Source organism: Halobacteriovorax sp. (genome assembly GCF_041587335.1).
In the GTDB taxonomy this organism is placed as follows: domain Bacteria; phylum Bdellovibrionota; class Bacteriovoracia; order Bacteriovoracales; family Bacteriovoracaceae; genus Halobacteriovorax.
Genome location: NZ_JBFGYP010000083.1, coordinates 1 through 13,150 on the forward strand (window position 1 = coordinate 1; position 13,150 = coordinate 13,150).

A 13,150-nucleotide genomic window follows, 5' to 3' on the forward strand; every position below is an offset into this window, starting at 1 on the left:
GTTGTCTTGCATCTGTTGTTGAATTTCTTTAGGAGATTCTTTCATCAGATTTTTTAGTACATCACAGGCAATTTGATCTGTTTTATCTAAGTCATCTTGATTTGAACTTGTACACACCCATCTAAAAGGACCAAATCCATAGTCAAAGCACATTGGCCCCATAATATCTTGAACATAACTTGGATATTTAAAATCACCTTTTTCATTAAGTATATCTGCACCGGCCCTAGACGCTTCTAATAAGAATGCATTTCCATAGTCAAAGAAGTACATTCCCTTATCAACTAGTTTGTTTACAACATCAACGTGACGTCTTAGTGTTTCTTGGACTAGAGTCTTGAACTTCTCTGGCTCATTTGCCATTAAGTTATTTGATTCTTCAAAGCTTATATCAGCAGGGTAGTATCCTCCTGCCCAAGGGTTATGTAGAGAAGTTTGATCAGAGCCTATTTCAACATGAATATTTTCTTTTTCTAGCATTTCCCAGAGGTTTACTATATTTCCTTGGTAGGCAATAGAGACAACTTCTTTATTTGCTTTAGCTTCTTTTACTCTGATTGCTAGCTTATCGAGGTCTGTGAAAACCTCATCAACCCATCCTTGTTCGTAACGTGTTTGAACAGCTTTCTCGTTTACTTCTGCGACTAAACCAATACAACCGGCTATAACAGCTGCTTTGGGTTGAGCTCCACTCATTCCACCAAGACCTGCTGTTACAAATAGTTTTCCTGCTAAATCTGTTTCACCATTACTAATTTTTCTTCCAGCATTTAGGACTGTTATAGTTGTTCCATGAACAATTCCCTGAGGTCCAATATACATAAATGAACCAGCAGTCATTTGGCCATATTGAGTAACTCCAAGAGCATTAAACTTTTCCCAGTCATCTGGCTTAGAATAATTTGGAATCATCATACCATTTGTAACAATAACTCTCGGAGCTCCTGCATGTGATGGGAATAGTCCTGCTGGATGTCCTGAATATAGTGCCAGAGTTTGCTCATCAGTCATTGTTGCTAAATACTTCATTGTAAGTAAGTACTGCGCCCAGTTTTGAAATACGGCCCCATTTCCACCGTACGTGATCAGTTCGTGTGGATGTTGCGCTACTGCGTAATCAAGATTATTTGAAAGCATCAACATAATTGCCGCTGCTTGTTTAGATTTATGTGGGTAGTCTTCAATTGAGCGTGCAGATATCTTATAATCAGGTCTGAATCTATACATATAGATTCTTCCATAAGTTTCTAGTTCTTCTTTAAACTCTTGAATGAGTTCTGCATGAAATTCTTTATCAAAATATCTAAGTGCATTTTTTAGTGCGAGCTTCTTCTCTTCATCACTAAGGATTGCTTTTCTCTTAGGTGCATGATTTATCTCTGGCTCGTAAGCTTTCTTTGCTGGGAGTGATTTTGGAATACCTTCTAGGATTTTTTGTTGAAACTCTTCTTTACTCATCATCTTAGTGTGTCCCTTTTATGCTTTAAATTTTTGGGTACTATAGCTTCAAAGAGTTGATTTTTCTAGAAGTAACAAAAGGTGCGAGGCACCTTTTGTTAGTGAGGTATGCGTTAACTAGTTGATTTGTTATTATAGGTTTTCTTTAATTTGATCTTCTAGTTGCTTATAGCCAAAGTCTCTCAATGGTTTACCATTTATGAAAAATGTTGGAGTGGCCCTTACTCCAAGTTCTCTTGCATCTGCAAAGTCTTGCTCTATAAGTTTTGCGATCGCTGGATCTTGATAATCTCTCTTCACTTGATCAACATCAAGACCTACCATTGGTAAATAATTCCAAATAAGTTCTGGGCTAGGATTGTGATGATTTCCCCATGCTGGTTGATTCTTAAATAGTATATCTAGAGTTTCCCAGAATTTTCCTTGTTTCTTAGCTGACTCAAGAATAGCAATCGCAAACTTTGAGTTACCGTGAAAAGGTACATATCTAACTACTAGATGGATTTTACCTTCGTACTTCTTCATTAAGTTTTTCACAAACGGGTGAAACATTCTACAGCTTTCACACTCTGGGTCCATAAACTCTACAAGTTGAACAGGAGCATTCTTTGGCCCTAGCTGAGGAGAGTGTGCACGGACAAATAGGGTTTCTTTCTCTTTTGCAATTAGTTCATCTTTTTTATCTTGGCTACTATTGTAGAAGAATGTTGCGGCAACAAAAGCAATGATAACAACTATTGAAGTGGCAAGGACTATAATTTTTTGCTTATTCATCTTAGGTATCTCCTATAAAAGATGGTGAGGATAATTAAAATTAAACTAAAGGCAATAAATGACATCATAGGAATAGTTATAAAACCTAGCCAGTTAATCCAAATATCAGAACACGAGACACCTTCTCTGCATGGTGATGCACTTTCAGGAACTATTCCGTAGTGGAGGAGGTTGTGATAAAGGGCAGTTACCCAACCCATAATGACTAAGGGCAGCGAGTACTTAAATGCACTCCCATCCAATGATATCAGGCTTATGATAAAGAAAATGACTAGGGGGTACATGAATATTCTTTGATACCAGCATAGCTCACAAGGCGGAAACCCCATAACTTGGCTAAAGAATAAACTTCCTGCAGTCGCAACAAATGCTATTACCCAGCAAATAAATAATAAGTACCACGCACTTTGATTTTCTTTTAAATTTATCATTAATACCTCTGAGGGAGGATAACATGATCATGTATTTGTGTAAAAAGAATTGGGTTTAACAAGTTTGAAAACGAGGCACAGAAGTGCCCCGTAAATTTGAATTAAAAGTTTAGAGGCATAAGAGATGAACTTAACTCTACAACTTTTGTATTTAGTGAGTTTCTACCTTTCTTTAAACTAAGGCTATATTTTCCTTCGTTTAAAACGATATGGTATGTCCCATCGGGATTAATCTTGTAGTTTTGAAACACCTTCCCATTAGAGTCTTTCACTTCTATCTGATAGTTTTCTGGACTAGGGTATGTTTCATCAAGTCTACCTTTGACTCCTGTAGCAGTCATTTTATCAAGAAGAGTCATCCAAGCAGCTCTATTTCTTTTAACTGTTTTATCTCTCCACGTATCATAGTCTGGCTGGAAGCCTTGAGCTCTACTATTTACCTCAAGAACATATGGAATTACTTGGTAAGCGTTGTACATCCAATCAATATCTGAACCATCTACAGAGTAGAGAAGTTCCCAGGCCGTTCCGGCCCTGTAGTTTACACTTTGACCAATCTCTTGACCTATTCTTTCAACGACCTCTTTTGTCTGAGTTCTCGATCCCTTACAACCCATTGGGTAAATAACTATTTCACTATAGGCATGATAGCTAATATCGAATACAGGTCTGATATCTTTTACTAAGTTCATTAAGGCCTGAACTTCAGGCTCAGAACCAGCACTTGGTCCTCTATAGGTACTTGACCACTTCATACCACTAGATCCACCACAACTTCCCCAAAGGTGAGGGTAGTTTCTATTAATATCTACTCCATGTCCGTAGTTTGTGTTCTTTCTCCACATTTTTGATCCATTCCATACCTTTGCATTACCATCTACGTTTAGCATTGGTACAACCCAGATCTCATTTGAATCAACATAGCTTTTTATCTTTAGATCAGTTTTGTAGTTTGTAATAAGAGTTTCAATAATATCTAAACTAACTTCTGGAGACATTACTTCCCTAGCGTGGTGCATACTATTGAATAGGATTGCCGACTCTGAATGCTCTCTAGTGGAGACGTTATCAGATATTTTAAGAGCATAAATATTTCTTCCCTCAGATGATGTTCCTATAACAAAGACTTTTGCTATATCTGAATGTTCTCTTTCCCATTCTTTAAGAATGCTTTCTATTTCTGAAGGGGATTTATATTGTTCATCTAGTGCACTTATGGCCTGATTAGATTTATCCTGAATAATATTGAAGTTTAGTTCATATAATTTATTAAGCTGCTCTTTGGTGAGAAATAAATCAACGATACTATTACCAATATCTACTCCTGTAACATCTAAGTCTAGAGATTGAATCTTCTTCATATCTTTAGCGTAGTCATTCAGTTTCACTGAGGTGTACACACTTCTTTTTGTTTCTTGAAACTTATGAGAATGAGCGTTTGAGTTTTGCATGAGCGCAAGCAGTAGGCCTACTGCGAGTAAGTTTTTTAACATATGTGTTCCTCCTGAACTTATAATTACCTCTATTATCACTCCACTAGAGGTTTTGAACAAATAATGTCATTTAATATTAGATAAACCGACGGTTTTAGTTTGGAAGCTTAGTGTTACTTGTAAAGTAAGCGAACTGTATAAATATTTACAAACGCGTTGTCCGTCGTTAACCTTATCTAATAAAAAAATTAAATAAGGAAATTGATATGTCCCAGGTAACAGCATCACATATACTCGTTGATCATGAATATGAAATTACAGACTTACTTAAAAAAATTGAAGAAGGTAAATCTTTTGAAGAATTGGCAAAAGATTATTCAAATTGTCCTTCTGGAAAAGATGGTGGAAGTTTAGGTTCTTTTGGTAAAGGGATGATGGTTAAGCCATTTGAAGATGCAGCATTTGCATTGAATGTTGGAGAAGTTTCTGGTCCAGTTAAGACTCAATTTGGTTTTCATTTAATTAAACGATTAGGCTAGAGGCAATGATAGATTTTTCTCTAGCTCAACAATTCATAGAGAAGATAGAAGCTGATCTGAAGGTTCTTGGTATTAATTTAGATGATTTCTATATTGATCACTTGTGCTATAGGGTCGCTTCAACAGTTAGATATAACGAGTTAAAGAGTGAGTTAGAAAAAGAGCATAAACTCTTACATGAAGCTATGATCTCTAGTCGTCCTATTGCTACATATAAACTTTTAGAGCCCGTTAAATATAAGCATCATAGGATTCCCCTTCTTGAGTTACCTGCTCCCAAAGAAGATGCTGATTATAAAGAAGGCTTCGAGCATATTGAATGTGTTATAGATGAAAGCTTTGTTAGCTTTTCTAGTAAGTATGAAGACATTGAATTTGACTGGAAAGGCGCACAGAAAAATCATAACCCTGAACTTAGAATAAAGCTTGGGGACTTATCGATTAAGTTTCATCATAACTCTTTAGAAGACGTTATCAAGAGTGAATTAAAATAATTTTACAACATTTTCATTAGGATTTTTTATGGATTGGAAAATTAATAGTCTAGAAGAGTATGCAGTTGCATATCAAGAATCAAGAACTAACCCTGATAAATTCTGGGGAGATATTGCGGATTCTTTTACTTGGCGTAAGAAGTGGGACGAGGTTCAGTCTGGAACTATTGAGGATGCAAATATTAAATGGTTTGAAGGCGGAGAACTCAATATTACGGAGAACTGTCTTGACCGCCATCTTGAGAATAGATCAGATAAAATAGCTTTAATATTTGAACCTAATACTGTTGAGGAAGATTCAAAAGAGTATACCTATAAAGAATTACATGAAGCAGTCTGCAAGGCAGCTAATATGATGAAAGAATTAGGTGTAGGTAAAGGAGATCGTGTTTGTTTATACATGTCGATGGTACCTGAGCTTTTAATATCTGTTCTTGCATGCGCTAGGATTGGTGCTATTCACTCTGTAGTCTTTGGTGGATTTTCAGCTCACGCTTTAGCTGGAAGAATAGAGGATTGTGAATGCAAGCTTCTAATTACAAACGATGCTGGCTTTAGAGGAAGTAAAGTTACTCAATTAAAAGATATTGCAGATGCAGCACTTAATGACTTAGAAAAAAGTAGTGTTGATCATGTGATTGTTCATAAGAGAGTTGGAAACGATATAAAGATGAAAGAAGGAAGAGATGTATGGTGGCACGATCTCTACCCTCAATCATCAAGTGAATGTAAAGCTGAAGTTATGAACTCTGAAGACCCACTATTTATTCTTTATACATCTGGATCTACAGGAAAACCAAAAGGTGTTCTACATACTACTGCTGGTTATATGGTTTGGGCCGCATATACTTTTGGAAATGTTTTTCAAATGAATGAGGATGATAAGTATTGGTGTACTGCTGATATAGGCTGGATTACTGGACACACTTATATAACTTACGGACCTCTTTTAAATGGTGCAACTACAACAATGTTTGAAGGTATCCCTACTTATCCAGATGCTGGGAGGTTTTGGCAAATTGTAGATAAGCATCAAATTACTCACTTCTATACTGCACCAACTGCTGTGAGAGCGCTGATGGCCTGTGATAGTAGCTTTGTAAAAAAACAAGACCTAAGCACATTGAAAGTTTTGGGCTCAGTTGGTGAGCCAATAAATGCAGAAGCTTGGAATTGGTACAACAAAGAAATAGGTAAAGAAAAATGTCCTATTGTAGATACTTGGTGGCAAACCGAAACTGGAGGTATTCTAATATCTTCTCTAGCTGGTGTTACTGAAAATAAAAGATGCTTTGCTACTCTTCCTCTTCCTGGAGTATTTCCAGCAATAATGGATGCCGAAGGAAAAGTGATTGAGGATAGAGACGCCGAAGGAAACCTATGTATTACTAGGCCCTGGCCTGGAATGCTGAGAACGATCTGGGGTGATCACGAAAGATTTAAGCAAACATACACTAGTGCGTATCCTGGAACTTACTTTACTGGTGACGGAAGTAGAAGAGATGAAAATGGACTCTATCGAATTACTGGTAGAGTAGATGATGTATTAAATGTATCGGGACATAGAATTGGAACGGCAGAAGTTGAAAATGCAATTGGACAACATCCGCATGTTATAGAGTCTGCTATTGTTGGTTTTCCTCATGATATTAAAGGGCAGGGGATTTATGCCTATATTATTGCAACTGAAGATCATCATGAAGATATGGTTAAAGAAATTTTAGAAGTTGTAACGAGTGAGATTGGCCCTATTGCTAAGCCTGATAAGATTCAAATTGTCCCAGGGCTTCCTAAGACAAGGTCAGGGAAGATTATGCGTAGAATTTTGAGAAAAATTGCAGCTAAAGAGTTTGACAACTTTGGAGATATTTCAACTCTATTAGATCCATCTATCGTGGAAGTGATTAAAGACGGATCATTATAGAATATATTGAGCGAGGCGGATCATATGTCTTATGGCAAATAATGTATCCTCTTCGCTTTTTTCATACTCTGGTCCAATTAACTTAATTGTTCTTTCAGGTATCATCAGAGCATTACATTTATTTACTCCACCTTCTATAATTTGTTCTCTAGGATGGCCAAAGCTCTCAGCTAGGTTTCTTAGAAAATCGATTTCATCTGATCCATCTCTAGCGCCGAAATGAAATACACCTTCTCCCTTTCTTTTTAGTACTGCAGCCATCATATTGGCTAGATGGTTTGTTGCGAGTCTATTTTGTAGAACTCCACGATCAATAGTAAGTGATTCACCACTTAGCATAACTTCTAAGAAAAGCTCTGTTCTTGACTGTGAATTAGGTGCCCAACCATGAGTTGCTCCAAATCTAAATATAGAAAAATTATCACCATACTTTGTAAGCTCTTTTTCACATAGTGCCTTAAATTCACCATACTCTGTTTGAGCATTTGGTGTTTCATCTTCGTAGTGTTCATTTTCAATATTTGCATCTAGTGCATTGAATGAAGAAAAGTAATTGTAGTGAAAACCTAATGAGACAGACTTCTCTATTAAATATTTGTGTAGAGCTACAGCATCACTGTCTTCACCTCTTGTCATATTTATAACAATATCAGGTTGAAGGTTTCCAATTTGCTCATCAATGATCTCTATTTGATCATTGGAAGCTTGAAATATATCGATAAGGTGTTCAGGTTTATTATTTAAGACGCTACCTACAATATGGCAGTCTCCAAATTCTTTTTTTAGAGAAGGAATTAGGTAATGGGCTATCCAGCCTGAGCTTCCGAGTATTAATATTTTTTTCATGGAGTATATTATAGTATTTAAAATTAACGAAGGCTAATACTTCGGTAATTGAATGGATCTGCCGGTTCGGTAAAATGTGCCTACGGTAGAGTTTTAGGTGGTCTAATCCCTTCGTAAATAATCTTACGTTCTTTATCTAAAATTATTGTGACTGGTAGGGCCTCAACTCCCCAGCTTTTTGATAATGAATTATCTTTATCCATAAGTATTTTATAATTAAATTTATGTCTTCTAATAAATTTCTTGATTTTTTTTCTTGAATCTCCTGCACTAATTGCAATGAAGTGATAATCTTTTGCATTTTTAGATACTTTTAATTTGTGTAGAATTGGGATCTCTTCAATACAACTTGTACACCATGTCGCCCAGAAGTTAATAAGAATTTTCTTATCATTTAAATTCTTTAACTCAACTGGCGCTGATTTGTCATATGAATCTAATTTGAATTCTTTTGGAGTGTAGGCATTAGTTGTAAAAATTAGGGATAGGCTCATTAATAACATAATATTTTTCATTCTGATAACTCCTTAAATGAGTGCGTTGATCTATGAACTTTTCCAGATCGATCAATGATGAAACCACTGACTTTCATTCTTTCCATTTTTGTAACAGCTTCTTCAGAGCTCAATGATGACAAATATGTAGCAAGAACATCTGAATCTGATGTTTTTTCACCTCTAACTGTGACGGCCAGAGGTGTATTTAAAGAACTTGTTTTGATATGATTCTTCTTTAAATATTGTCCGCTTGTCGCCAGAGAACCTGATTTCAAATTGATATATCCAATCTTATTTTCAATATTAAAAGGGTTTGTAATTCCAATTCTCCAAGGTCTCGGAGAGTTTTTATGGGAATAGACACGTAAATCTCCTGAGCCATTAACCATAAAGTTAATCATTCCTTTTTTCTTTAAGAATTCATAACACATATCTACAGCGTAACCTTTGCCTATGCCTCCAAGTGAAACTCTCATCTCTTTCTTAGGTAGATAGACTGTAGTATTTCCTTCATCTATTTCAATTTCTGAAGGGTTATTCGACCCTTCAGGAGCGAGGAAGCAAATATTAAAGAAGTAATTTGTTTTAAAGTAGTAATCAATTGACTCTTTGATTAGGCTAATTGTGAGAGTGTTCACTTTTACGGGAGCTATCCCTGCATTTTTATTAATTTCATTAAAAGGACTTTCTTTAAATACTGTGAAGTAATTTTCAAAATCTTCTACTTTTTTAAATGTTTGTTTTATTAGATCTATTGTTTCATTTTCACTTAAGTGAGGTTGTGGGAAATAAGAAATCTCCCACGAGCAGTTCATGTGAAATGATGAAATAGATTTAAGTGCACTCACTAAAACTCTGCACCAATTGAAAACTGTGTTAGTACATAACTTAGATCGTTTGATCTTGTGTAGTAATATGCAGCAGTTGATAGATTTAAGTTTTCAATTTCAAAATTAAATACTTTTGTCTCACCAAGGTCATATGAGTAATGAGGTCCAACTCTATGAGAAGTGAATTTTTCTAAGTCACTATCATTTGTGAAACTAGGAAGTAATGATGGAAGAGTTCTATGAAAATACTCAACGCTATTTTGAGAATAGAGTCTATAGTTTAGTTCTAAGAATCCATTTTCATTATTTGTTGTAAACCTAAGAGAAGTTTCAATGGTATGAGATTTGAGGTCCCAAGAGTCGTGATAGAAACGATACTTATTGGAGAAGGCAAGATCATCACTAAATGCATGAACATGTTGAATGTAGTAAGCATATCTCTTTCTTGAACCTGGAAGTTGTTCCGCTACTCTTGTTCCTCCAACATTAGTTGAATTTCTAATACTTTCTAGCGCCCCATTTTGAATTATTGTCGTTTGTCCGAATGAGAGTATATCGTTCTTTGTCAGAAATTGAGATGCATTTATATCTAAAGAGTAGACACGTTTATCTTTCGATTCAGTTGTCTTTTCATTTACGTAGTCAAACAAATTAGTAGAATCCATAAAGAATTGCGCTGAAGAGGTGAGTGTAAAGTTATCTTCTGCGAACGATCCAGTCCATGAGAGACCAGCATTCAAACTTTTATAATCATATTCACTACTAAATCCAATCTTAGGAGTCCATAAGGACTTTCCAACTTCCTTTGAGTAGGAGAAGTTTCCTGAAATTCTTCCTTGGCCTTCGATTCCTTCTCCAGATTGGCCTGTATTAGCATCTAATCGAGTGTCTGATTCAGCCGTCCACGTATCAATGGTCATGTGTGCACTGATGTTCGTTGTTTCGTCTATTTGATAACTAGCAAAAAACATTGGCTCAAATACAAAGGCATCCTCATCTCCAGAGTCGTCATAGACTTGTGCTCCATTATTTGAAGACTGAGAATAAATGTTGAAAAGTATTTTTGTTTTCCATATCTTTGGTGTGAGCATCTCTGCAAAACTTTGAACGATAGAAAGTGCTAGAATGAATGTTGTAAGTAAGCTCCATCTAATTACAGCCACAACCACCTCCCACTGAGCCACTTCCGCCAGCTGAACCTTCTCTATAAGAATTAACTTCTTCTAGAAATACTTGTTCTTCTGGCTTAGGGTCAAGTTTCATTATTTTTGAACTGAGTCTTCCTCTGTCTATTTGCTTAACATTTGCGCAAGAAGTGAAGAGTAATAAAAGTAATATTTTTTTCATAAATAAATCTCCAGGACATAATTATTTCATTAATTATTAAATATTGAAAGTCGTAAGGTACTTATTTAAAATATTTAATAAAGTAAGGTATGTTTTCTTAATGGGAGTACCACGAAGAGTACTCCCTCTTAGACGTTTAGATTGAGCTAATTTTTACTAATTGTGAAATAACTTCTTTTGCTGAGTCTACGTTTAACTCTTTTGCGTAGCTAGTAAGTAATTTCCTTCCAATAATATTACATCCTATGAAAGCAAATTGCTCTTGCATGGCCATGAGAACATGATTTCCACCGCCACCACTATGAGTTCCTAAAACAGCAGGCTTAGTGTTTAGTGCATCTCTCCAGTTATCATTTCCTGATCTACTAATCCAAGCAATTGTATTATTTAAAGCAGGTGGTACTGAACCATTATACTCGGGAGCTAAAAAGACAAAGCCATTTGCATCCATGAATTTCTTCGTAATATATGTTGCATCAGCAGGTGTTCCATTCTTTTCTTCTTTTGCTGTATAAAGTGGAAGATTGAGGTCGAGAAGGTTGATTACTTCAAATTGAGCCTCGTATTCCTTTGAAATATCTAGAAGTGTGTTTGCTAGTTTTAAGTTATTGCCATCACTTGCTGTGACGATAAGAATATTTGGTTTCATTTATCCTCCGATTTTTTATATTGTTATCTCTTATTTTATTTCATTTGACTAGCTTGGTAATATCATCTGGGAAGTCTTCGGGAATTGGCGCACAAAAAAGAACTATCTCTTTTGACTCAGGATGAGGGAAACTTATTTTGTATGCGTGCAACAGAGTTCTTCCTTCTGACTTTTTTCCGTATATACTGTCTCCACTTATAGGGTAGCCAAGTTCACTTAAGTGAACACGTATTTGATGGAGTCTCCCTGTCTCTGGAGTCGCCTCAACTAAAGTTTTACCATCAATGTGACCAATCTTTTCAAATTTAGTTTTTGCTTCTTTGCCGCCACTATTAGTACTTTTAACTTTCATTTTATTATTTGGGTCTCTATCTAATCTATTTGCTACAGTAGTATCCTTAAACGAGTTCTCTAGATCATTGACTAGTGCAAGATATGTCTTTTTTATGACCTTTTTTTCAAATAATTCTGTGAAGTATTTGTTATAAGATTTTTTCTTACAGAAAACTAATATTCCACTCGTTTCAAAATCGATACGATGGTGTAAGGCGATGTATTTTTCTTTATGTGGTCCACTTATATATCTTGTTATTGCTGCTAGAAAATTGTCTTGAGTAGAGTCGATAGTTGCATTCGATGAGATACTTGCAGGCTTATTTCCTATTAAAAAAATATTCTCTTCGTGTAGAATCATATCTGATGTGATTTTGATACTTTCTTTAACTGGTAGGGACCACTTTCTGAGTTCTGATTTTGTGATAGAGACGGTAAATTTATCATCTCTTCTTAGCTCATATTTAGCATCTGATATTGCGTTACCTTTTACTTTAATTCTTCTTTGTTTTAGTAAAATATTAAAATCGGATAACTCCAGAGAAAGTGAGAAATGTTCTCTTAAGGCGTTCTTTAAATTTTTATATAGAGAGTCGTCTTTAAATGCTTTAAGCTTTAATACCTTATAAGAACTTTTCAATTTCTTCTCCCATAATTGTATCGAAGTATGAAGGTGTCTTCGCTTGAAATGATTCTGCTAGACCATCTATTTCAATATCAAGTCTATAGGAGTGTAGGGCCATGTTAGTAAAACTATACTTATTCTTTATTAGTTTTTGATACTTCGAGTCTCCATATCGCTTGTCTCCAATTATTTCTAATTTATGAATAGCGCAGTGTCGCCTGATTTGATGGGTTCTTCCTGTCTCAATTTGGAAAAGAATTAAGGAAAAATACTTATTAGCATGTATTAACTTCCAGTTTGTGATGCAGCTCTTTAGCTCAGATTTCTTTCCTCTTGGGTTTTTAAATCCTTCGGCCTTATCACTTAAAGGGTCTGACCAAGTTCCAGAATGGACTTGAGTCTTTCCTCGGCAGATAGCTAAATAGTATTTCTTGGATTTTGAAAGAGACTTTTGAAGAGATGCAACGCTATCTGAAGCTTTAGCAAGTAGGAGTAGTCCACTTGTGTCTTTATCAATACGATGTGCAGGAATAGTGTCTATATTTTTTGATTTAAAGTACTCAATAACACTTTCTGAATCATTGTGAACACTGGTCCCGCTGGGCTTATTTATTATGAGCCATGACTCGTTGTCCTTAATTACTTTTATCATAATTATTTATGTCACACTCTTTGAGTTTTCGCAATATAACGCTATATCATTAATGATCTAAGTATGAGAAATATATAAGAAATCCTTGACTTTTATTGCTATCATCTAGACTCTACTATATCATTTATTAAAGCATTTAAGAGAAGCTGATCATTGAAAAACCATGTAAGTGAGAACATTTATTTTACAGATATATTTAGGAGACTAGGTTGCTCTAAGGTATGTTCTAAGTTCAAGCTAAGAGATGAGCAGTGGGACTATTTAGCAAAGAGAGGGTTTGACTCTATTTTACTAGAAGGTAGAACTCTAATTGTAAAA

General features: G+C 35.4%; 16 protein-coding genes. 4 read left to right on the plus strand and 12 right to left on the minus strand.

Going from position 1 to position 13,150, the window contains the following annotated elements:
* The 4 genes from ABX784_RS11485 to ABX784_RS11500 form a co-directional block, all read right to left on the minus strand.
* Nucleotides 1-1,458: urocanate hydratase (locus ABX784_RS11485; protein ID WP_372655197.1), on the minus strand; the 1,458-nt coding region annotated here is incomplete at its 3' end.
* A gap of 132 nt (nucleotides 1,459-1,590) precedes the next feature.
* Nucleotides 1,591-2,232, minus strand: coding sequence for a DsbA family protein (locus ABX784_RS11490; protein WP_372655184.1), 642 nt, complete (start codon nucleotides 2,230-2,232; stop codon nucleotides 1,591-1,593).
* Nucleotides 2,229-2,663 (minus strand): disulfide oxidoreductase, encoded by a 435-nt coding sequence (locus ABX784_RS11495; RefSeq protein WP_372655185.1) that lies wholly within the window; start codon nucleotides 2,661-2,663, stop codon nucleotides 2,229-2,231. The genes ABX784_RS11490 and ABX784_RS11495 overlap by 4 nt, the downstream gene beginning before the upstream one ends.
* Nucleotides 2,664-2,764: 101 nt before the next feature.
* A complete protein-coding gene (locus tag ABX784_RS11500; protein WP_372655186.1) occupies nucleotides 2,765-4,156 on the minus strand; it encodes a M14 family metallopeptidase in 1,392 nt (463 codons plus the stop codon).
* A 179-nt stretch (nucleotides 4,157-4,335) separates the two neighbouring features.
* Between ABX784_RS11500 and ABX784_RS11505 the strand changes: the two genes are divergently transcribed.
* From ABX784_RS11505 to acs, 3 genes are read left to right on the plus strand one after another with little or no spacing between them, the layout of a single operon-like run.
* Nucleotides 4,336-4,635, plus strand: coding sequence for a peptidylprolyl isomerase (locus ABX784_RS11505; protein WP_372655198.1), 300 nt, complete (start codon nucleotides 4,336-4,338; stop codon nucleotides 4,633-4,635).
* Between the two features lie 5 nt (nucleotides 4,636-4,640).
* Entirely contained in the window at nucleotides 4,641-5,129 is a 489-nt protein-coding gene (locus tag ABX784_RS11510) for a VOC family protein (protein WP_372655187.1), read from the plus strand.
* A 28-nt stretch (nucleotides 5,130-5,157) separates the two neighbouring features.
* Nucleotides 5,158-7,053 carry an acetate--CoA ligase gene (gene acs, locus ABX784_RS11515; protein ID WP_372655188.1) on the plus strand — a complete coding sequence of 632 codons (1,896 nt, stop codon included), beginning with the start codon at nucleotides 5,158-5,160 and terminating at the stop codon, nucleotides 7,051-7,053.
* Here the strand turns inward: acs and ABX784_RS11520 are convergent.
* From ABX784_RS11520 to ABX784_RS11555, 8 genes are all read right to left on the minus strand, one after another.
* Complete coding sequence (locus ABX784_RS11520) at nucleotides 7,048-7,899, minus strand: sugar nucleotide-binding protein (protein WP_372655189.1); 852 nt, start codon at nucleotides 7,897-7,899, stop codon at nucleotides 7,048-7,050. The genes acs and ABX784_RS11520 overlap by 6 nt on opposite strands.
* 80 nt (nucleotides 7,900-7,979) lie before the next feature.
* On the minus strand, nucleotides 7,980-8,414 hold the full coding sequence (locus ABX784_RS11525) for a TlpA family protein disulfide reductase (RefSeq protein ID WP_372655190.1): 435 nt from the start codon (nucleotides 8,412-8,414) through the stop codon (nucleotides 7,980-7,982).
* The gene (locus ABX784_RS11530) at nucleotides 8,411-9,244 is read right to left on the minus strand and encodes an FAD:protein FMN transferase (RefSeq protein ID WP_372655191.1); all 834 of its coding nucleotides are present in this window, start codon (nucleotides 9,242-9,244) and stop codon (nucleotides 8,411-8,413) included. Before ABX784_RS11530 ends, ABX784_RS11525 begins: the two co-directional genes overlap by 4 nt.
* The gene (locus ABX784_RS11535) at nucleotides 9,244-10,389 is read right to left on the minus strand and encodes a DUF3570 domain-containing protein (RefSeq protein WP_372655192.1); all 1,146 of its coding nucleotides are present in this window, start codon (nucleotides 10,387-10,389) and stop codon (nucleotides 9,244-9,246) included. Before ABX784_RS11535 ends, ABX784_RS11530 begins: the two co-directional genes overlap by 1 nt.
* Nucleotides 10,376-10,573, minus strand: a complete 198-nt coding sequence (locus ABX784_RS11540; RefSeq protein ID WP_372655193.1) for a DUF4266 domain-containing protein — start codon at nucleotides 10,571-10,573, stop codon at nucleotides 10,376-10,378. Before ABX784_RS11540 ends, ABX784_RS11535 begins: the two co-directional genes overlap by 14 nt.
* Before the next feature lie 136 nt (nucleotides 10,574-10,709).
* On the minus strand, nucleotides 10,710-11,222 hold the full coding sequence (locus ABX784_RS11545) for an NADPH-dependent FMN reductase (protein WP_372655194.1): 513 nt from the start codon (nucleotides 11,220-11,222) through the stop codon (nucleotides 10,710-10,712).
* Between the two features lie 40 nt (nucleotides 11,223-11,262).
* On the minus strand, nucleotides 11,263-12,195 hold the full coding sequence (locus tag ABX784_RS11550; RefSeq protein WP_372655195.1) for an RluA family pseudouridine synthase: 933 nt from the start codon (nucleotides 12,193-12,195) through the stop codon (nucleotides 11,263-11,265).
* Entirely contained in the window at nucleotides 12,179-12,832 is a 654-nt protein-coding gene (locus ABX784_RS11555) for an RluA family pseudouridine synthase (protein ID WP_372655196.1), read from the minus strand. The genes ABX784_RS11550 and ABX784_RS11555 overlap by 17 nt, the downstream gene beginning before the upstream one ends.
* 153 nt (nucleotides 12,833-12,985) lie before the next feature.
* Here ABX784_RS11555 and ABX784_RS11560 point away from each other — a divergent pair.
* Nucleotides 12,986-13,150: DUF4186 family protein (locus tag ABX784_RS11560; RefSeq protein ID WP_372655199.1), on the plus strand; the 165-nt coding region annotated here is incomplete at its 3' end.